Annotated in this window: 20 protein-coding genes; 14 read left to right on the plus strand and 6 right to left on the minus strand. The window is 62.6% G+C overall.

From position 1 onward, the window contains the following. The first annotated feature begins 121 nt into the window (after positions 1-121). From SPHS8_RS04465 to SPHS8_RS04500, 8 genes are read left to right on the plus strand one after another with little or no spacing between them, the layout of a single operon-like run. Positions 122-1,369, plus strand: a complete 1,248-nt coding sequence (locus tag SPHS8_RS04465; RefSeq protein WP_236574964.1) for a polysaccharide biosynthesis protein — start codon at positions 122-124, stop codon at positions 1,367-1,369. Between the two features lie 4 nt (positions 1,370-1,373). Next, complete coding sequence (locus SPHS8_RS04470; RefSeq protein ID WP_201514315.1) at positions 1,374-2,738, plus strand: O-antigen ligase family protein; 1,365 nt, start codon at positions 1,374-1,376, stop codon at positions 2,736-2,738. After that, positions 2,731-3,660 (plus strand): glycosyltransferase family 2 protein, encoded by a 930-nt coding sequence (locus SPHS8_RS04475; protein ID WP_201514316.1) that lies wholly within the window; start codon positions 2,731-2,733, stop codon positions 3,658-3,660. Before SPHS8_RS04470 ends, SPHS8_RS04475 begins: the two co-directional genes overlap by 8 nt. Beyond that, entirely contained in the window at positions 3,657-4,601 is a 945-nt protein-coding gene (locus SPHS8_RS04480) for a glycosyltransferase family 2 protein (RefSeq protein ID WP_201514317.1), read from the plus strand. The genes SPHS8_RS04475 and SPHS8_RS04480 overlap by 4 nt, the downstream gene beginning before the upstream one ends. Beyond that, entirely contained in the window at positions 4,601-5,569 is a 969-nt protein-coding gene (locus tag SPHS8_RS04485; RefSeq protein WP_201514868.1) for a glycosyltransferase family 2 protein, read from the plus strand. Before SPHS8_RS04480 ends, SPHS8_RS04485 begins: the two co-directional genes overlap by 1 nt. Beyond that, a complete protein-coding gene (locus SPHS8_RS04490; RefSeq protein ID WP_236574965.1) occupies positions 5,569-6,696 on the plus strand; it encodes an endo-1,4-beta-xylanase in 1,128 nt (375 codons plus the stop codon). The genes SPHS8_RS04485 and SPHS8_RS04490 overlap by 1 nt, the downstream gene beginning before the upstream one ends. Beyond that, positions 6,693-7,778, plus strand: a complete 1,086-nt coding sequence (locus SPHS8_RS04495) for an acyltransferase family protein (RefSeq protein WP_201514322.1) — start codon at positions 6,693-6,695, stop codon at positions 7,776-7,778. Before SPHS8_RS04490 ends, SPHS8_RS04495 begins: the two co-directional genes overlap by 4 nt. Continuing rightward, the gene (locus SPHS8_RS04500; protein ID WP_201514325.1) at positions 7,775-8,701 is read left to right on the plus strand and encodes a glycosyltransferase family 2 protein; all 927 of its coding nucleotides are present in this window, start codon (positions 7,775-7,777) and stop codon (positions 8,699-8,701) included. Before SPHS8_RS04495 ends, SPHS8_RS04500 begins: the two co-directional genes overlap by 4 nt. Here the strand turns inward: SPHS8_RS04500 and SPHS8_RS04505 are convergent. Further along, positions 8,686-9,876, minus strand: coding sequence for a family 16 glycosylhydrolase (locus SPHS8_RS04505; protein WP_236574966.1), 1,191 nt, complete (start codon positions 9,874-9,876; stop codon positions 8,686-8,688). The genes SPHS8_RS04500 and SPHS8_RS04505 overlap by 16 nt on opposite strands. Between SPHS8_RS04505 and SPHS8_RS20340 the strand changes: the two genes are divergently transcribed. Beyond that, entirely contained in the window at positions 9,857-10,096 is a 240-nt protein-coding gene (locus SPHS8_RS20340) for a hypothetical protein (protein ID WP_097091722.1), read from the plus strand. The two genes, SPHS8_RS04505 and SPHS8_RS20340, sit on opposite strands and share 20 nt — an antisense overlap. Before the next feature lie 91 nt (positions 10,097-10,187). On the opposite strand, the gene SPHS8_RS04510 is transcribed toward SPHS8_RS20340, so the two are convergent. Next, a complete protein-coding gene (locus tag SPHS8_RS04510; protein WP_097092810.1) occupies positions 10,188-11,531 on the minus strand; it encodes a UDP-glucose dehydrogenase family protein in 1,344 nt (447 codons plus the stop codon). A gap of 271 nt (positions 11,532-11,802) precedes the next feature. Continuing rightward, the gene (locus SPHS8_RS04515; RefSeq protein WP_097092811.1) at positions 11,803-12,564 is read right to left on the minus strand and encodes a competence/damage-inducible protein A; all 762 of its coding nucleotides are present in this window, start codon (positions 12,562-12,564) and stop codon (positions 11,803-11,805) included. A 90-nt stretch (positions 12,565-12,654) separates the two neighbouring features. On the opposite strand from SPHS8_RS04515, the gene map reads away from it, so the two are divergent. After that, on the plus strand, positions 12,655-13,485 hold the full coding sequence (gene map, locus SPHS8_RS04520) for a type I methionyl aminopeptidase (RefSeq protein WP_097091723.1): 831 nt from the start codon (positions 12,655-12,657) through the stop codon (positions 13,483-13,485). Between the two features lie 29 nt (positions 13,486-13,514). On the opposite strand, the gene SPHS8_RS04525 is transcribed toward map, so the two are convergent. Continuing rightward, positions 13,515-13,694, minus strand: a complete 180-nt coding sequence (locus tag SPHS8_RS04525) for a hypothetical protein (RefSeq protein WP_141397822.1) — start codon at positions 13,692-13,694, stop codon at positions 13,515-13,517. 30 nt (positions 13,695-13,724) lie between these two features. Here SPHS8_RS04525 and SPHS8_RS04530 point away from each other — a divergent pair, with 30 nt between their 5' ends. Further along, positions 13,725-14,063: a P-II family nitrogen regulator gene (locus SPHS8_RS04530; protein WP_097091724.1), complete on the plus strand. Its 339-nt coding sequence runs from the start codon at positions 13,725-13,727 to the stop codon at positions 14,061-14,063. Positions 14,064-14,166: 103 nt separating this feature from the next. Continuing rightward, positions 14,167-15,579 (plus strand): type I glutamate--ammonia ligase, encoded by a 1,413-nt coding sequence (glnA, locus tag SPHS8_RS04535; protein WP_097091725.1) that lies wholly within the window; start codon positions 14,167-14,169, stop codon positions 15,577-15,579. Positions 15,580-15,809: 230 nt separating this feature from the next. On the opposite strand, the gene SPHS8_RS04540 is transcribed toward glnA, so the two are convergent. Beyond that, positions 15,810-16,463 (minus strand): histidine phosphotransferase family protein, encoded by a 654-nt coding sequence (locus tag SPHS8_RS04540; protein ID WP_201514328.1) that lies wholly within the window; start codon positions 16,461-16,463, stop codon positions 15,810-15,812. A 90-nt stretch (positions 16,464-16,553) separates the two neighbouring features. Further along, a complete protein-coding gene (locus SPHS8_RS04545) occupies positions 16,554-16,955 on the minus strand; it encodes a Mov34/MPN/PAD-1 family protein (protein ID WP_201514330.1) in 402 nt (133 codons plus the stop codon). 17 nt (positions 16,956-16,972) lie between these two features. Here SPHS8_RS04545 and SPHS8_RS04550 point away from each other — a divergent pair, with 17 nt between their 5' ends. Continuing rightward, complete coding sequence (locus SPHS8_RS04550; RefSeq protein WP_201514340.1) at positions 16,973-17,923, plus strand: RluA family pseudouridine synthase; 951 nt, start codon at positions 16,973-16,975, stop codon at positions 17,921-17,923. Between the two features lie 77 nt (positions 17,924-18,000). After that, complete coding sequence (rpoH, locus tag SPHS8_RS04555; RefSeq protein WP_097091729.1) at positions 18,001-18,912, plus strand: RNA polymerase sigma factor RpoH; 912 nt, start codon at positions 18,001-18,003, stop codon at positions 18,910-18,912. The last annotated feature ends 42 nt before the right edge of the window (positions 18,913-18,954 follow it).

The raw sequence follows: 18,954 nt of genomic DNA on the forward strand, positions 1-18,954 counted from the left end.
GCAAGCCCACCCCCTAACCCCCTCCCGCTTGCGGGAGGGGGAACTGGAGAAAGACTTGCCCAACCCGCAGCGAGAGGGGCAGCTGATAGGGCGCGCGACCTCCTGCTCTCCGGAGACGCGCGTGAGGAAATTGGGAAGCGTCTTTGGCCGATTTGGCCTTGCCAGCCTGTCGTCCGCCATCGTGTCGGTCAGCCATCTGGCCGTGCAGCTTTTTTCGATCCATCATCTGGGCACAGCGGCGATCGGTACGCTGGCCTTCCTGCTGGTGATCATCCAGTTCGGCTATGGCCTGTCCAACGCGCTGGTGTCGACGCCCTACACGATCGCGGTCAATCAGGATGACCGAGCCGATCGCACGTCATTCGACTTCTTCTTTCCGGTGAACCTGCTTCTGGCGGCGAGTCAGGGACTGATCTGCGCGGGAATAGCCTGGGCCACGGCATCCCCGGCAGCGGCGGCGATGTTCGGGCTTGCGGGCACCTTGTCGCTCATCCGCTGGTTCGGCCGATCCAATGCCTATGCGCATCACCGGCCCGCGCGCGCGGCGCGATCGGACCTCGTCTATGCAGGGACGATCGTTGCTGGCCTGCTTGTGGCCACGCGGACAGGCGCTGACCTGGCGAGCATCGGCGCGATGCTGGTCGTTGCGAGCCTTGCCGGGCTGCTGCCATTTGGAATTTCCTATGTGCGGCGGCACTTCATCATGCGGCCCACGACGGCGTTGAGCGCCTATCGCCCGGTGTGGCGCGAGCAGTCCAGCTGGACATTGGTGGGGGTGCTTTCGACCGAGGCGACGTCGAACGCGCACAGCTATATCGTGACCCTGCTTGCCGGGCCTGCCGCCTTTGCGCCTGTTGCGGTGGGCATGCTGTTCTTCCGGCCGGTCAATGTGTGCATCACCGCGCTTACCCAGCTGGAGCGGCCCCGCATGACCCGTGCGGTGGCGCGCGGGGATCATGACGGCGCGATCAAGTCCGAGCGGATATTCATGGGCGCGCTGGTATTCCTGTGGGCGGGGACATGCGTGCTTGCGGCGCTGGTGCTGTTTGCCTTTCCGCAGTTGATCCTGAAACCGACGCTGGATTGGCAGCTGGTCGCGATCGCGGTGGGACTGTGCGCGCTGCTGTCGCTGGTCCAGTGCGTGCAGACGCCGATGAGCGTGATGACTCAGGCGCGCAAGGCGTTCCGGCCGCTCGCCCATCAGAGCCTGCGCAGTTGCGGCGTCGGCATAGCGGCGGTGACGCTGCTGACGCTGGCGGTTGCGCCGATCTTTTCGATTGCGGGCGTGGTGTTGTCACAGCTGGTGATGATGCTGGGCATCTGGCAGCTCGACCGCAAGTGGCGGACGAGCCAGCGGGCTGAGGGCTGAAACCATGGCGTCGGCATGGCACCGCATGGGCACTGCGCCCTCCCTCCCCTCTCCTGCGGCTTCGCAGGACAGCCGGATGGTCGTGGTCGCGCAGATCTTCTACTTCGTGTTCCTGATGATGGTCTTCATCGGCCAGCAGCCTTTTGCCTCGCGCACGCAGGATGAGCTGGTGGCGATGGCGGCGGACAATGACGGGTCGGACCTGTTCAAGCAGGCGCTGTTCATCGGCTTTGCGCTGCTGCTGACGGTGGTGCAGCTGTTGCGGCAGCACCCGCTGAAATACCGTTTCACCTTCTGGCCGCTGGCGATCATGCTTGTGTGGTTCCTGATCACTTGCAGCTGGGGCGTCGATCCGTTCGTGTCCTTCAAGCGAGTGATGCAGCAGTTCATCGTGATCTACATCACCTTCTGCGCTTTGGCGCTGATCGGGCCGGAACGGTTGCTGACGGCGCTGCGATGGGCGCTGATCTCCTCGCTGCTGATATGCTGGGTATCGATGCCGCTGACCTCAGCGGCGGTGCATCCGCCGACCGAGAGCGACAAGGCGCTGATCGGCGCGTGGCGCGGGTTCTTCTTCCACAAGAATATCGCGGGCGCGGTGATGGCGCTGTGCTTCATCGTGTGCGGCAATGCGTGGATCGACCGGCGCAAATGGTATTATGCGTTGTTTGCCGTCATGGCGTTCGTCTTCGTCATCGGGACGAAGAGCAAGACGTCGCTGGCGCTGTGCGTGGGGATGCTGGCGATCAGCAACATCTACCGCGCGCTGAGCGATAATACGCAAAAGCGGGCGATCCTGCTCATCATGCTTGGCTTTGGGATGGTCGGGTTCCTGGGGCTATACATCGCCTACCAGCCGACGATCGAGCGGCTGTTCGCTGATCCGACGAGCTTTACCGGGCGCGTGTCGATCTGGCGTGTGGTGTTCGATTATCTGGCGGATCACCCGTTCCTGGGGGCGGGCTTTGGCGGCTTCTGGCAGGTGGGGGCGAACTCACCGGCGCATGACTATCTCAACCAGCAGTTCCAGATGCTCACGGCGCATTCGCATGACGGCTATCTGGAGATCTGGGTGACGACCGGGCCGCTGGGGCTGGCGCTGCTGCTGCTGAGCTTCCTCGCGCTGCCAACCTATTGGTTCCTGACGGGATCGACCAGGGAGAACCAGCATCTGATGGTTCCAGCCTTCGCGATCTGGGTGTTCGTCATGTACCAGAATCTGCTGGAAACCTCCTTCTTCGACAAGGACCGGCAGGTCTGGGTGATCTTCCTCGCGGCCATCGCGACCGCGCACGCAACCTTCAAGGCCAAGCCGCGCCCGCAGTGGCAGCGGCGGCGCATTTCTTCCCGGGAGGCCTTCCATGGCTAGGATCATCGTCTGCATTGCCACATGCAACCGGCCGCAGGGGTTGCGGCGGACGCTGGAGTCGATCGCCGCGCTGGAGACGGCGCATCAGATCGAGGTGCTGGTCGCCGATAATGACGCGGCGCGGGCCGAAGGCATGGGCGTGGTCGAACGGCTCGCGGCGCAAGGCTATCGCTGGCCGATCAAGGCGCTGCTGGTGGCGGAGCGGGGCATTCCGGTGGTGCGCAACAGGCTGGTGGAGGAAGCGCTCGCGCGGCCCGGCGCGACGCATGTGGCGATGCTGGACGATGATGAGGCTGCCTCGCCCGGCTGGATCGATGCGCTGGTGGACACGGCCATGCGGTGGAATGCCGATGTCGTGGGCGGAGCGGTGGCGCGGGAGATGGACGCGCGGGTGGCGCGCTGGGCCGCGCGGCATCCCTTGTTACAGGCGAAGCGGCGCGGGAATTCGGGGCCGGTAGCTTTGGTCGATAGTACCGCCAATGTGCTGATGGCCGCGCAGGCGCTGCACCAGATGGGCGAGCGGCCTTTCGACGAACGCATGGCGCTGACCGGCGGGTCGGACAAGCAGCTGTTCAGCCGCATGGCGCGCAAGGGGTTCCGCTTTGCCTGGTCGGAAGAGGCGCTGGTGACGGAACTTATTCCGGCGAGCCGTGTGACGGCCAAATGGCTACTGATGCGCGGCTATCGGCTGGGCATGACCGACATGATGGTCGAGCGCTTCCACAAGGGGCGGCTGCGTACCCTGCTGATCGAAGCGCCGCGCATCGCCGCCGGGTTCCTCGTCGGCACGCTGGGCGCTGCCGCAACATTCGACCGGGGCAAGCGCGTGGTGCGGCTGGGCAAGCTATACCGCGCCATCGGCAAGATCGCCGGGATCGCCGGTTTCCGTTATGAAGAATATCGAAAGGTGCACGGCGCATGAGCGATGCCGCCCCCTTCTTTTCCGTGGTCATCCCCCTCTACAACCGCGCGGCGATCGTCGGTGACACGATCCGATCCGTGCTATCGCAGGATTGGCAGGATTTCGAGATCGTCGTGATAGACGATGGATCGCGAGACAATCCCCGGCCTGCGATCGAAGCCATCGGCGACAAGCGGGTGCGCTATATCAGGCAGGACAATGCCGGAGGCGGGGCGGCGCGCAACCATGGGATCGAAACCGCGCGGGGACGCTATATCGCTTTCCTCGATTCCGACGATCTTTTCCTGCCGGGAAAGCTATCCATCATGGCCCGCGCGCTGAAGGATGATGACGGCCGCACGGTCCTCTATTCGCGGATGAAGGTAGACCGGGGTGTCGACCGTTACTGGATAAGGCCCGATCGGGGCATCCGGGACGGCGAGGATGTCGGCGAATATCTGTTCTGCGCCAACCAGTTCATGCAGACGTCGACCATGGTCGTGCCAAGCGACATGGCGCGCAAGGTGCTGTTCGATCCGGCGCTGAAGAAGGGACAGGATCTGGACTTCTGCGTCCGGTTGCAGGGCGCCGGGGCGCGGTTCAAGATGGTCGAGGAGCCGCTGACGGTGTGGCTCGATGCGACCGAAGCAGGCCGTACATCCTATGTCCGGGGCTATGAAACCTCGCTCGATTGGCTCGACCGCTGCGGTCATATGCTGACTGGCCGGGCACGGCGCGGCTATCGCGCGACCGTGCTCGCCTATCATATGGCGCCGGTGCGGCCCCTCGCCGCTCTCCGGGATCTGGTGGTCGGCCTGTTTGCGGGCGGCGTACCGCCAAGGGTGGTGGCACGGCAGCTGCTCAGGTCGTTTCTGCCAAAGCCGCTCTACCGGTCGCTGGTGAACCGTTTCGTGCTGCGGTTCGGCAAAGGCGAACCGGCCCATGGCGGGGCGCGGTCGTGATGACGGCGTGGCAATCGCCATCGCAGCTGCAGGCTGCCGTCGCCGAACCCGTTTTCTCGGTCGTCATCCCCACCTATCAGCGGCGCGACGCTGTCGTGGCCGCAGTGCTGTCCGCGCTGGAGCAGAGCATCGCGGTCATCGAGGTGATCGTCGTCATCGATGGGTCGACCGACGGCACCGAATTGGCGCTTCAGGCCATCAAGGACCCGCGCCTGTCCGTTATCGTGCAGCAGAACCGGGGCGCATCGGCAGCACGTAACGCGGGCATCGATCAGGCACGGGGGCGATATATCGCATTCCTGGATTGCGATGACCGTTTCCTGCCGCATCATCTGGCCGACCTGCTGCCGCTGCTGGAGGAGAATGAGAATATCGTTGCCTATGGCCAGGTGCTGGCAGACCGGGGCGGCGGGCGTAATTTCCTGAAGCCCCCGCGCGCGATACAGCGCAACGAGCCGGTGGACCGCTACCTGATGTGCGATCGGGGCTTCATCCAGACGAGCAGCGTGGCGCTCAGCCGTTCGCTGGCGGAGAAGGTGCGGTATCGCGAAGATGTGAAGTTCGGCGATGATACCGATTTTGCGCTGCGCCTGTCACTGGCAGGGGCAGTCTTCGTGATGGCGAGCCGCCCCGGCACCATATGGACTGACAGGCAGGCGCAGGACCGCTTGTCGCAGGTTCGCGGCAATGTTGGCAGTCTGGCGTGGCTGGCCGACCTGCGCCCGCATATCTCCACGCGTGCCTTTTCGGGCTATATGGGCTGGCATGCCGCAAAGAGTATCTGGCCGACCGAGCGGCTGCGCGCCATCCGCTATTATCTGACGGCCTTGCTGCACGGCGCTTATGGCCCACGTCTGGCGGGTGCCGTGCTGATGCAGATCGTCCTGCCTGACGGTGTTTATCGAAGCCTTTGCGACCGGTGGATCGATGTCTCCCGCCTCTTCACCGGACGGAGGCAGAGCCTGTGATGCGGCGCGAATTCCTGACAGGCGCAGCGACATTGGCCGCCTGCTCCCCCATACCGCCTGGCGCGGCGCGCGCGGTGTCGCGCGAAGGGCTGGCCGATCACGCCAGACAATCCGGCCGCTATTTTGGCGCGGCCGTGAAGTCGCGGCTGCTGCGCGAGGACAGGGCCTACCGCGCGGCGGCCGCGCGGGAATGCAATATATTGGTGCAGGAATATGAACTGAAGCGCAAAACCGCCGAACCCAAGCCCGGCAAATATGATTTCAAAGGCGCGGACGAGATCATCGATTTCGCGCAGCAGCATGGGATGCGGGCGCGTGGGCACACGCTGGTCTGGTACACGGCCAATCCCACATGGCTGGAACCAGCGGTGGAACGGGCGGGGAAAGCGGAACAGCGACGCTTGATGACCAGCTATATCGACGTCGCCATGCGCCGCTATGCCGGCCGGATCAGCGAATGGGACGTGGTCAACGAGACGCTGGAACCCAATCAGGGCCGAGCAGACGGCATGCGTGCGGAAAACCTTTGGATGAAAGCCATGGGCGAACATTATATCGACCTTGCCTTCCACCGCGCCCGAGAAGTCGATGGCGACGCTACGCTGTTCCTTGGCGATTATGGGCTGGAGCATGATTCCCCGCGGTGCGAACGGCGGCGGACGGCGATGCTGAAGCTGCTCGATCGCTTGCTTGGGCGCGGCGTGCCGATCGATGCTGTCGGAGTTCAGGGGCACTTGAAGCCCTATAGGGAGCCCTTCAAGCAACGGCAGTTCGCCGACTTTCTGGATAGGCTGAGCGGGTACGGGCTGAAGCTCGCTATCACCGAACTGGACATTGCCGATCGTGGCGGTCCGCCCAATCCGGAAAAACGAGACCGCGAGGTCGCGGCGTTCGGCAAGGCTTTCCTAGACGTCGCTCTGGACAATCCGGCGGTGGAATCGGTGCTCTGCTGGGGTGTTTCCGACCGATACTCATGGCTGTCCGCCTATCCTGAATATAAGTGGCCGGACGGGCAATTGTCCCGCGGCCTGCCTCTTGATGGCAAAATGACGCGCAAGCCATTTTGGGACGCGATCGCAGGCGCATTCGACGCGGCGCCGCCTGTTGGCAGGAGGACTCGGGCATGAGGGTCGCCTCCCTCACAGGACTTCGCGGGGTCGCGGCGGTTTCCGTCCTGCTCTACCATATCCCGCATCAACCCGCCTTTTCGCAATTTGCGATTCCGCTGTTTTCCCGCGCCTATCTCGCCGTCGATCTGTTCTTTATCCTGAGCGGCTTCGTCATTTCCTACGGTTATCATGACCGGGTCGTGACGCATCTGAGCCGGGCAAGCTATGCCGATTTCCTGATCAATCGCATGGCCCGGGTGTGGCCGCTGCACCTGATCGTGACATTGGTGTTCGGGCTTCGCATCCTGCTGAACGTTTCCGGCAACCAGTCGATCGACTTGAACGCGGGCAACGTGATCAGCAATCTATTCATGGTGCAAAGCTGGGGATGGGGTACGGAGCCGATCGCTGGCAATAGCTGGTCGGTCAGTACCGAAGTTGCCGCCTACCTGATCTATCCCCTGATAGCGATGCTGGCCTTTTCGCGCTTGGCCTGGGCGCAGGCGGCGCTTTGCATCGGGGTGCTGATGTTCGTGGCATCGTCAGGCCTTGGATCGAGCGGGCCGCTGGACGTCAATGATAGCGACAGTGTGTTGACGCTGTTGCGCTGCCTTGCGGGCTTCTCGCTGGGCGTACTGACATATCGGGTTGCGGACCATCCTGTATGCAAGGCGGTGATCGATCGCAGGGGCGGCTTTGCAGGGGTCTGCGCCCTGATCGCGCTGGCGCTGCTGTTGCCGGGAGCCGATGTGCTGGTCGTGTGCCTGATGCCTGCGCTGGTGCTGAGCTGCTATTATGATGGGCCTGCCGCGCGCGCTGTGATGGCCAACCGATTGAGCTTTCACCTCGGCCTCATCAGCTATTCCATCTATCTTTGGCATCCGCTGGTGCGTGACGTCGCGGCGCGTACGATGGGTGTGGCGCAGCGGCACGGGATTGCCGGGATGGATTGGCTGTTCGTGCTGGGGATGCTGGTCGTCACCTGGCTGATTTGCTGGGCCAGCTACCTGTTGATCGAGGTGCGCGGGCATCAGCTGATCAAGTGGATGCAAAAGGGACGCCCGCAGCGTCCGGCCGCACTGGAACCGGCGGCGCCATGATGGGCAAGCCGATCTGGATCGCCATCCCGACATTCAAGCGGCCAGCCGAATTGCGGCACTTGCTGGAAACGCTGACGCGGCTGGCGCGGCGGCAGGATGTCATGGTGCTGGTCGCGGACAATGACGGGGAGGCAGCGGATGGCGCTGCTGTGGTGGAAGCTTTGCGAGGGGACGGCTATCCCCTCCCCCTTAGGCTGCTGCGGGTGGCGGAGCCGGGGCTTTGCTCTGTCCGCAACGCGATATGTGAAACGGCGATGGCTGATCCGGCCATGCGGTTCATCGCCATGATAGATGATGACGAGTGGCCTCAGCCGGGCTGGCTGGACGCCCTGCTCGCCTGTCAGGCGCAAGTGGGCGCGGATGTGGTGGCGGGACCTGTCGACTTTCACTTTACGGGGAAACCCCCGCGATGGGCCGGGCAGACGCTGGTGTTCCGGCCCGAACGGCGCGCCTGGGGAGCGACGGGGATGCTGTGGGCCAGCAATAACCTGCTGGTGAGCCGGAGGGCGCTGGAGATGGTGACGCGGCCGTGGTTCGATCCGCGCTTCAACCGCAGCGGGGGCGAGGATCTGGATTTCCTGGCGCGGCTGCGGGAAGCAGGCGCGCGGTTCGCCTGGGCGCCCGAGGCGCGTGTCAGCGAATGGGTTCCGCCGGAGCGGGCGAAGCTGAACTGGGTGCTCAAGCGGATGTGGCGGATCGGCTTTACCGAAACGCTGGCGCGGCGAAAGCGGCGGCCGGGGCGCCTGGCCCGGCTTGCGCTGCTCGGCCGGACGCTGGGCATATTGGCGTTGCGCACCATTGGCCTTGCGGGGCTGATCCTGCCCGGCACGCGCCGCGTGGACGTTGCCGGGCAGTGGGTGAAATGCTGGGGACGCCTCTATGCCCTCTCGGGCGGCGCCCACAGCCATTATGGCGCGTTGTAGATACGGAAGCTCTTGATGATCATGTCGCCCGAGCCGTCATCATAGGCCCCGCTGGTTTTCACCGCGACGTCCATGATCGGATACCAGCGGTGCCCCTGGAAGGGATTGACCGACTGATAGGTTTCGACCCCGTCCACGAACCAGGTGATATAGTCGCGCTGAATATCCACCGCGAAGCTGTGGAAACCCTGGGAGAAGCCGTTCAGGCCGTAAGCCTGCTCCGCCTGGATCGTGACGCCCCGCTGAAAGCTGCGCACGCCGCCGCTGCCGCCATGGATGGTCTGGCCGATGTGGCGGTCGAAGTCCCAATAGCTCTGATAGCCAAAGCCTTCATAGATATCGATTTCGGGCGGCCAGCCGCTGGTGGAGATCAGCCAGAATGCAGGCCATGATCCGCGGCGGCTGGGCATCTTCGCTACCCATTCATATTGGCCGTAGCCGATCTGCGAGGCGATGAAGTTGCGGCCGTCCAGTACGGTGGCGCCATAATACCAGTTCTGGCCTTCATACCAGATGGGCGTCTTGAGCTTCTGGCTGTGCAGGACGAGCCCCTGCGTACCCCAGTAGACGGGCCCCTCCACGCCGGGGAAGACGGATGAATCGAGGTAGAGGCCGGCTTCGCCATTGGCGATCTGGGTGCGGCCATGCGAGAGCGAGGTGGCCCAGCGGTCCCAGCCGCCGTCAGGGGAGCGCTTGTGCGTCTCCTTCTTAAGCTCGAACTGAAGCGTGCCCGTCGCCGCGAAGGCGCGAGGTTGGCGGAAGGTGCCGCTTGCCTTGAGCGTCGGCGCGGCGGCGCTGGTAGCGGTGATGGTCGCGAGCGATTGCCCCTGCAGGCCGCCCCAGGGTGCTTCGCGCAGCTTCACCTGGAACTGCTGTCCTTCGGCGAGGCTGGTGATCGGCACCTCGACCGTCTGGACGAGCGGATCGCCGGGGCGGAAGATGACGACCGTGTCGACGGTCTGGTAATTATATCCCGACAACGCTCGCAGCGTGCCTGATCCGTTAATCGTGATGACCCGCGCGATGACCGTGTTGGGCGTCGGCCGGTCCAGCGTCACCGGCACATAAGCAGTGCCGCTGCCCGGAAGAACCGTGGCATTGCCCAGCGACAGTGTCGCCTTGTCCGGCAGCTTTGTACCGCTGGCGAAATCGAAAGTGGAAAAGCTCGACGTCATGGTCGAGCTCGGACCAGTCGTGGACGAAGTCGTCGAAGATGTGGTCAACGCTGGTGCGCTGCCCAGCAGAGTGGTTGTCGATCCAGTCGATGAGGTGGGTGACGATCCGCCCGATATGATTGTCGCGGCCCCCGCCGCCATGACGCACAAAAGCGATAATCCGGCTCCAACCATGGAGCCGGTCAGCCTGATATTCATGTTTGCAACCCCCGCTTATTAGCCCCCTTAGGGTCCTATACGAAGGTTAACAAAAACTTCCGGTCAAGCACGGCTCATCGCAAAGGAGAGATCTTTGCGACGAGCCGAGGAACTTATTCAGCTGCCTGGATGAGCGGCTCTGGTTCGGGCTCCGCGCCCCTGCCCACGCTGACATAGGTAAAGCCGGCGGCTTCGGCGTCCGCCGGGCGGTAGATGTTGCGCAGGTCGACAAGGCCGTCCCCGTTCATCACCGACCGGAGGCGTGGCAGGTCCAGAGCCCGCAAGGCGTCCCATTCGGTGACGATCACCACGGCCGAGGCTCCCTTTGCCGCGTCATAAGGGCTGGTGCAAAAGTCCACATTCTGGAGCATCGAACGCGCGGCATCCATGCCTTCAGGGTCATAGGCGCGGACCTGCGCGCCCGCATCCTGCAGTGCCTGGATGATGGAGAGCGAGGGCGCATCCCGCATGTCGTCGGTGTTGGGCTTGAAGGTAAGGCCCAGCACGCCGATCGTCTTGCTCCGTACCGATCCATTGCACACGGCGACCACCTTGCGAGCCATGGCGCGCTTGCGGCTTTCGTTGATCGCCACCGTCGTTTCGATCAGGCGGATGGGCGCGCCCGCATCCTCGGCGGTCTTCACGAGAGCCAGCGTGTCCTTCGGGAAGCAGGACCCGCCATAGCCGGGACCAGCGTGGAGGAACTTGCTGCCGATGCGGTTGTCCAGGCCGATGCCGCGCGCGACCTGCTGCACGTCCGCGCCGACATGTTCGCACAGTTCCGCGATTTCGTTGATATAGGTGATCTTCATCGCAAGGAAGGCATTGGCCGCATATTTGATCAGCTCGCTGGTGCGCCTGCCGGTGAACTGAATGGGAGCCTGGTTGAGGTAAAGCGGACGGTAGACTTCTTCCATCACCGGGCGCGCGCGATCATCCTCTATGCCGATGACGATGCGGTCAGGCCGCTTGAAATCCTGGATCGCCGCCCCTTCCCGAAGGAATTCAGGGTTGGAGGCGACAGCAAATTCCGCGGCCGGATTGGTTTCCCGGATGATCCGGTCGACTTCGTCACCGGTGCCGACCGGAACGGTGGATTTGGTGACGATGACGGTGAAGCCGCGCAAGGAGGATGCGATTTCCCGCGCGGCGTCATAGACGTAGCTGAGGTCCGCATGGCCATCGCCCCGCCGAGCAGGCGTGCCGACCGCGATGAACACGACATCGGCCTCTGCGACAGAGGCAGCAAGGTCCGTCGTGAAGGTCAGCCGTCCCGCCTTCACATTGCGCGCGATCAGGTCGGCAAGACCCGGCTCATAGATGGGAACGCCGCCTCCGCGCAGCACCTCGACCTTTGACACATCCTTGTCGACGCAAATGACGTCATGGCCAAAGTCCGCCAAGCATGCGCCCGAAACCAACCCGACATAGCCCGATCCGGTCATAACGATCCGCATCACCATTCTCCCTTCGAAAGAGCTTCGCGCCTGGCATCCGTTCCGCGAAGAAGGGCGCAAGAAACCAACCCCGCAAAACGCAGGATGACGGGCTCAGCCATTCACCATGAACCGGACGCACAGGCGCTAAAGCCCGACATCCAAAAGCTGGAACCAGCCAGCTATTGATGCGGCGCAGCATAGCGTTCGAGGCCAAGTGGATGCAACGCAGCCCGCCGCTCGGCAGACACATATGAGCGTGGAAGCAGCGCTTACTTACCGGAAAATATGGTCAGATGCCGCCGGTCACGACGGGCCAGCCGCCACTTTCCAGGCGATTGGTGAGATCGGCGACGCACTGTTCCAGGGTTGCCGCGTCCGTTGACCGGATGACGAAGTTCGCGCCTGTCCTTCCTTCGCGGAAGAAGGGATAGCTGCCGATCTGACAGCCTTCATGGCTACGCTCCGTCTTGGCGAGGATATCGGCAATCTCGCTTTCCGCGACCCAGCAGCCGATCTGCGCAGACATCAGCGGGCGACCACCTTCCAGCGTGCCGGTCAACATGTCCAGCATGCCTGCGGTGATATGGGGCACACCGGCCATGATGAAGATGTTGCCGTGACGGATACCGGGCGCGCCCGACATGCGGTTTTCGATGAGGTCGGAGCCTGCCGGCACTCTCGCCATCCGTAACCGCGCGTCGGTGAGGCCGCCGCGCGTTTCATAATAGCCCTGCAGCATGGCGCGCGCCTCAGGGTGAATTTCGACGTTCACCTCAAGCGCCCGCGCAATCGCATCGACGGTGATGTCATCATGCGTCGGCCCGATGCCGCCGGTCGTGAACAGATAGTCATTGCGGGCGCGAAGCGTGTTCACCGCCTCGACAATGGAGTCGCTGTCGTCGGCGATCACGCGGACCTCCCGCAACCTGATCCCCTGCACATTCAGCCAGGACGCGATCTGCGCGATATTCTTGTCCTGGGTTCGGCCGGACAGAATCTCGTCTCCGATCACGATCAGCGCGGCGGTCCAGATGCGTTCGGTTACGGGCATGGGGCTGGCCATAGCCCTTGATCGGTCTGCTGCCTAGCCCGGCGCGAACGGGGCCTCGCAATATCACCTTGTTCCGCCTATAATCGCATCATGACCGAATATATGACGATGACGGCCGATGCGCCGATTTCCCGATCGACCGCGATCAAATTGTACGACGCGACAGGCTTTGACGGCATGCGCAAGGCGGGCCGGTTGGCGGCGGAGATCCTCGACGCATTGGTGCCGCATGTCGTGCCGGGCGTCACCACCGGCGAGTTGGACGACATCGTCCGTCGCATGACGCTGGATGGCGGCGGCGTACCCGCGACCCTTGGCTATCGCGGCTACACGCACAGCTGCTGCATCTCACTCAACAATGTCATCTGCCATGGCATACCTGGCGACCTGAAGCTGAAAGAAGGCGATATCCTGAATATCGACGTGACGCCGCTCGTCGATGGCTGGCACGGCGACACCAGCCGCATGTTCATCGTCGGCGAAACGAGCATCAAGGCCAAGCGGCTCATCGAAGTAACCTATGAGTGCCTGATGCTGGGCATCGAACAGGCAAAGCCCGGCAATCATCTCGGCGACATCGGCTATGCCATTCAGCGGCATGCGGAGAAGCATCGCTACGGCGTGGTCCGCGATTTCTGCGGCCATGGCCTTGGCCGGGTGTTCCATGACAGCCCGGAAGTGGTCCATATCGGCCGTCCGGGAACGGGCCCGGAACTTCGTCCCGGCATGTTCTTCACGATCGAGCCGATGATCAACATCGGGAAGCCTGGCGTGAAGATGCTGGAGGATGGCTGGACGGCAGTGACGCGCGACCGGACGCTTTCGGCACAATTCGAACACAGCATCGGCATCACCGAGACAGGCTGCGAAATCTTCACGAAGAGCCCGGCCGGACTGGATGCGCCGCCCTATCTGGGATGAACTTCCGGCTGCCTAAAATTTAGGCAGGACTAATCGCAGCTGCCCAGAAACCGGGCGATATGGACAAAGATTGCTGCATCTACGAAAGCGTGGCTAAGCGATTCGCCAATTGGCACGGTAATTGATTGTTCAAAGGCGCGGCTCATGTCTTTGGGGGGCATGAAGATCGTTGCTTTTGAAGATGGGTGGATGGAGAGCGTCTCCATCATCAAGCGCGGGTTTGGGTTGGGAATAGAGTGATGAAAAAGATCGAAGCGATCATCAAGCCGTTCAAGCTCGACGAGGTGAAGGAAGCGCTTCACGAAGTTGGCGTGTCCGGCATCACGGTTACCGAAGCCAAGGGTTTCGGCCGCCAGAAGGGACATACCGAACTCTATCGCGGCGCTGAATATGTCGTCGATTTCCTGCCCAAGGTGAAGCTGGAGGTCGTGGTCGACGATTCTCTGGCGGACCGCGTGGTGGAGGCGATTTCCACCGCTGCTCAGACCGGCCGCATCGGCGACGGCAAGATCTTCATCACCGCAATCGAAGGTGCCGTTCGCATTCGTACCGGCGAGCGGGACAGCGACGCCATCTAAACCGCATCAAATCCGATTTCGCGCCAGCTTCGTGGAGGGGCTGGCGAACTGCAACATCCAAGACCCCTTCGGGGGGGCAAATATGAAAGAAGGGCAAGCGCACATGGCCAACACGCCAAAAGACATCCTGAAGATGATCGAAGAAAAGGAGATCGAGTGGGTCGATCTGCGCTTCACCGATCCCAAGGGCAAGTGGCAGCACCTGACCATGGTGTCTTCCGTGCTGGGCGAAGATGAGCTGAACGAAGGCCTGATGTTCGACGGTTCGTCGATCGAAGGCTGGAAGGCGATCAACGAGTCCGACATGATCCTGAAGCCCGACCTGGACGCCGTCTATGTCGATCCCTTCAGCGCGACCCCGATGCTGATCCTGTTCTGCGATATCGTCGAACCCGACACTGGCGAACTCTATGCCCGTGACCCGCGTTCGACCGCCAAGCGCGCAGAAGCCTTCGTCAAGTCGGCTGGTTTCGGCGACACAGTCTATGTCGGCCCCGAAGCCGAATTCTTCATGTTCGACGACGTCCGCTTCAACAACGACTATAACGAGTCCTTCTACAAGATCGACGACATCGAACTGCCGACCAACACCGGCCGCGAATATGAGGGCGGCAACCTTGCCCACCGTCCGCGCGCCAAGGGCGGCTACTTCCCCGTCGCTCCGGTCGATCCGGCCACCGACATCCGCGCCGAGATGGTCACCACCATGCTCGAAATGGGCCTGCCCTGCGACAAGCACCACCATGAGGTGGCTGCGGCCCAGCATGAACTCGGCCTGACCTTCGGTACGCTGGTGCAGACCGCCGACCGCATGCAGATCTACAAGTATGTCGTGCAGATGGTCGCCCAGGCCTATGGCAAGACCGCAACCTTCATGCCGAAGCCGATCGCAGCCGACAACGGTTCGGGCATGCACACGCACATGTCGATCTGGGACGGCGGCAAGCCGCTCTTCGCGGGCGAAGGCTATGCCGGCCTCAGCGATATGTGCCTCTACTTCATCGGCGGCGTCATCAAGCACGCCAAGGCGCTGAACGCCTTCACCAATCCGACCACCAACAGCTACAAGCGTCTGGTGCCGGGCTTTGAAGCGCCGGTTCTGCTGGCCTATTCGGCGCGCAACCGCTCGGCTTCCTGCCGTATTCCCTATGGCGCGGGTTCGAAGGCCAAGCGCGTGGAATTCCGCTTCCCCGACGCGATGGCCAACCCCTATCTGTGCTACGCAGCGCTGCTGATGGCTGGCCTCGACGGCATCGAGAACAAGATCCATCCGGGTTCCGCGATGGACAAGAACCTCTATGACCTGCCGCCGGAAGAACTGAGCCAGGTGCCGACCGTTTGCGGTTCGCTCCGTGAAGCGCTGAACAGCCTGGAAGCCGATTATGAGTTCCTGCTGAAGGGCGACGTGTTCACCAAGGACCAGATCGAAGCTTATATCGAGCTGAAGTGGCCCGAAGTGTACCGCTGGGAAATGGCTCCCTCGCCGGTCGAATTCGACATGTATTACAGCGCCTGATTCGATCAGACTGTAGGTTATTGAAAGGCTCGGCAGCGAAAGCTGCCGGGCCTTTTCGCTTTGTTGGGCGAACGCGTCAGCGCGGCGTTGTTGAGTGGAGGGCCTGGATGTGGGCGGTCACCATGAGAACGCACGGGCCGGCACTGGCGTGATCGGGGCGCGACAAAAGGAGCAGCCCGACCGTTCGGCTGTCTGCTACACTCGTATCTTTTGATAATCTCGTAGGCGGGTCAGCTCTGATCAGGGATCGATGCGCCGAACAGCAACACCGGCTCTCCCGCAGGAGACAGCGCGATCTCGCCGCCTGCGCTCGTGACGAGGCTGCGCACCATCCAGGCGGCAGCGGTTCGAGAGGCGAGGCCTTCGTCCGGCAGCGTGCCTGCAAGCGCGGAACGCAGATCAGGGTCCAGCACAAGCTTGGGTCCTTCGGCGCGCACCACGATTTCGGTGACACCGGGCCGCCGTTCCGCACCGATATCGAGTTGTCCGCCACGCACCAGGGCGTCGCCTGCGATCAGGGCGAGATTGAGCAGCACCTTGACCGGCAGCTTGTCGAGCATGTCGTCATCGACCAGCCAGCCGATCTTAACACGTCCAGCACCCGCAAACATGCCCTCGATCGCAACGCGCGCCTCATGCGTCGGGACTGCATCGCCGAAGCCGCCCGCCGAGCCAAAGGCCAGGCGGAAGAATTTGAGCTTGTTCGCCGATGTCTTCGCGCTGTCCGCCAGCAAATCCAGGCAGCGCTGGCGCATTTCCGGATCCGTTTCGTCAGCCATCAGTTCCAGCCCATTGTTCAGGGCACCAACCGGGCTCAGCAGGTCATGGCACAGGCGCGAACAAAGCAGGCTGGCGAATTCGATGCTGTCGGTCGGATTGGTCATGAAGGATGTGCCGCCGGAAATGACTGGAAGGAATGACAGGCTAATGCGCTGCCGGGGCACAGGATGCAACCCCGGCCTGCCGCCTTTGCCTCACATGATATCGAGCATTGCGCTGGTGAAGGTCACTTCCCCACCCTCCCCCGGTCCGGCAATCCACAGCCTTGCCTCGTCATCACCGACGATCAGCCACAGGCTTCCGTCCGGCCGGGCGCTGGCGGCGTCGGTCGCCGATGGAATGGCCGCGCCGCTCGGATGCGAGTGATAGTGACCCAATATGGCCGGCCCCCCGGCGCGCGCTGCCTTGTGCGCCTTGAGCAACGTAGCCGGACTGAGTTCGAAATAGCGATAGGGATCAGGCGCCACATTCTCCGCCGGGAGAATATCGCTGACATGGCCAGGCCGTCCGAGCAGCAGGCCGCAGACTTCCTGCTCGCTGGCGGCCGCCAAGGACATGATTTGTTCCAGTGTCGACCTTGAAATCCGGACCATCATTCCTACATGCTTAGCCAATGGGTTCGGGGGTTTCCATCATCGAAGCAACGATCGGTGAAGCGCAACATGGGCTTCGCCTGGACAAGGCGCTTGCCGAGTTGCTGCCGGACCTGTCGCGCGAACGGTTGAAGAGCCTGATCGTCGAAGGTGACGTGACTACCGAGGGACGGACGCTCAATCCGTCGATGAAGGTCGCCGTTGGCCAGCTTTTCGCGATCTCTATCCCCGCTCCTGCCGAAGCTGAAGCGATCGCGCAGGATATCCCGCTGACCATCGTGCATGAAGATGCCGACCTGATCGTCGTGGACAAGCCCGCAGGTCTGGTGGTGCACCCCGCAGCGGGCAATCTGGACGGGACCCTGGTCAACGCCCTGCTGCATCATTGCCGGGGAGAGCTTTCCGGCATCGGCGGCGTGGCGCGGCCGGGGATCGTGCATCGGATCGACAAGGATACGTCCGGGCTTCTGGTGGTCGCCAAGTCGGACCGCGCGCATGACGGGCTGGCGCAGCAGTTCAAGGCTCACAGCATCGACCGCCTCTACGCCGCGATCGTCTATGGCTTGCCGCAGCCGCCTGCCGGAACGGTAGATACCTGGATCGGTCGATCCGATTCCGATCGCAAGAAAATGGCGGTGCATCGCGAAGGGCGCGGCAAGCATGCCGTCACCCATTACCGGCTGATCGAACGGCTTGCAGGGGCTGCCCTGGTCGAATGCAGGCTGGAAACGGGACGGACGCATCAGGTTCGCGTCCATATGGCGCATCTCGGCCACCCCTTGATCGGCGATCCAGTTTACAGTAGAGACAGAAAAGGTTTCAAAACGATACTGGAAACGCTGCGTTTCAAAAGGCAGGCATTGCACGCCAAACGGCTGGGGTTCATACATCCCTTAACGGGGCAAAAACTCAGCTTCGACAGTGCACTGCCTACCGACATGCAGGAACTGTTAAGCGAGCTCCACGTATAGGTTTTGACAAGTTTGCGACGGCGCACTGGACGCCTCTTCTGGGTCCCGCCGCGCATGAAAGGGAAAGGTGAAGCGACATGGCTGATAAAAGCAATGTCCCCGCGGTTCCAGCGCTGGGCGGTGAAGCCAGCCTCAACCGCTATCTGTCGGAAATCCGCAAGTTTCCGATTCTGACCCCTGAGCAGGAATATATGCTCGCCAAGCGTTATGCCGAGCATCAGGATCCTGAAGCGGCAGCGCAGCTGGTCACGTCGCACCTGCGCCTGGTGGCGAAGATCGCCATGGGCTATCGCGGCTATGGCCTGCCGGTCAGCGAGCTGATCAGCGAGGGCAATATCGGCCTGATGCAGGGTGTGAAGAAGTTCGAGCCGGAGCGTGGCTTCCGCTTGGCGACCTACGCCATGTGGTGGATCCGTGCCTCGATCCAGGAATTCATCCTCCGCAGCTGGTCGCTCGTCAAGATGGGCACCACCGCGGCGCAGAAGAAGCTGTTCTTCAACCTTCGCCGGATGAAGAACAATATCGAAGCGTTCGAGGATGGCGACCTGCATCCCGATGACGTTCGCAAGATCGCGACCGACCTTGGCGTGACCGAGGAAGATGTTATCTCCATGAACCGCCGTATGGCGATGGGCGGCGATACGTCGCTGAACGTCCCGATGCGCGAGGATGGCGAAGGGCAGTGGCAGGACTGGCTGGCTGACACCGACCCATTGCAGGACGAGCGCGTTGCCGACGAGCAGGAAAAGACGCTGCGTCACGACATGCTTGTCGAGGCGATGGACGACCTGAATGATCGCGAAAAGCACATTCTGGCAGAGCGCCGCCTGGCCGAAGAGCCCAAGACGCTCGAGGAATTGAGCCAGGTCTATGGCGTATCCCGCGAGCGGGTGCGGCAGATCGAGGTGCGCGCTTTTGAAAAGCTGCAGAAGGCGATGATGCGCATCGCTGGCGACAGGATCGGCAAAATGCGGTTGGCGCTGGCCTGACACCGTTCACCGTGAACATGGAAAAGCCCCGGAGTGATCCGG

This window comes from Sphingobium sp. S6, assembly GCF_905120495.1.
GTDB lineage: Bacteria > Pseudomonadota > Alphaproteobacteria > Sphingomonadales > Sphingomonadaceae > Sphingobium > Sphingobium agri.

Coding starts and splice junctions, on each gene's coding strand:
- SPHS8_RS04470 (WP_201514315.1), top strand. CDS start 1,374: ATGGCGTCGGCATGGCACCGCATGGGCACTGCGCCCTCCCTCCCCTCT.
- SPHS8_RS04475 (WP_201514316.1), top strand. CDS start 2,731: ATGGCTAGGATCATCGTCTGCATTGCCACATGCAACCGGCCGCAGGGG.
- SPHS8_RS04480 (WP_201514317.1), top strand. CDS start 3,657: ATGAGCGATGCCGCCCCCTTCTTTTCCGTGGTCATCCCCCTCTACAAC.
- SPHS8_RS04485 (WP_201514868.1), top strand. CDS start 4,601: ATGACGGCGTGGCAATCGCCATCGCAGCTGCAGGCTGCCGTCGCCGAA.
- SPHS8_RS04490 (WP_236574965.1), top strand. CDS start 5,569: ATGCGGCGCGAATTCCTGACAGGCGCAGCGACATTGGCCGCCTGCTCC.
- SPHS8_RS04495 (WP_201514322.1), top strand. CDS start 6,693: ATGAGGGTCGCCTCCCTCACAGGACTTCGCGGGGTCGCGGCGGTTTCC.
- SPHS8_RS04500 (WP_201514325.1), top strand. CDS start 7,775: ATGATGGGCAAGCCGATCTGGATCGCCATCCCGACATTCAAGCGGCCA.
- SPHS8_RS04505 (WP_236574966.1), bottom strand. CDS start 9,876: ATGACGTCGAGCTTTTCCACTTTCGATTTCGCCAGCGGTACAAAGCTG.
- SPHS8_RS04510 (WP_097092810.1), bottom strand. CDS start 11,531: ATGCGGATCGTTATGACCGGATCGGGCTATGTCGGGTTGGTTTCGGGC.
- SPHS8_RS04515 (WP_097092811.1), bottom strand. CDS start 12,564: ATGCCCGTAACCGAACGCATCTGGACCGCCGCGCTGATCGTGATCGGA.
- map (WP_097091723.1), top strand. CDS start 12,655: ATGACCGAATATATGACGATGACGGCCGATGCGCCGATTTCCCGATCG.
- SPHS8_RS04525 (WP_141397822.1), bottom strand. CDS start 13,694: ATGATGGAGACGCTCTCCATCCACCCATCTTCAAAAGCAACGATCTTC.
- SPHS8_RS04530 (WP_097091724.1), top strand. CDS start 13,725: ATGAAAAAGATCGAAGCGATCATCAAGCCGTTCAAGCTCGACGAGGTG.
- glnA (WP_097091725.1), top strand. CDS start 14,167: ATGGCCAACACGCCAAAAGACATCCTGAAGATGATCGAAGAAAAGGAG.
- SPHS8_RS04540 (WP_201514328.1), bottom strand. CDS start 16,463: ATGACCAATCCGACCGACAGCATCGAATTCGCCAGCCTGCTTTGTTCG.
- SPHS8_RS04545 (WP_201514330.1), bottom strand. CDS start 16,955: ATGATGGTCCGGATTTCAAGGTCGACACTGGAACAAATCATGTCCTTG.
- SPHS8_RS04550 (WP_201514340.1), top strand. CDS start 16,973: ATGGGTTCGGGGGTTTCCATCATCGAAGCAACGATCGGTGAAGCGCAA.
- rpoH (WP_097091729.1), top strand. CDS start 18,001: ATGGCTGATAAAAGCAATGTCCCCGCGGTTCCAGCGCTGGGCGGTGAA.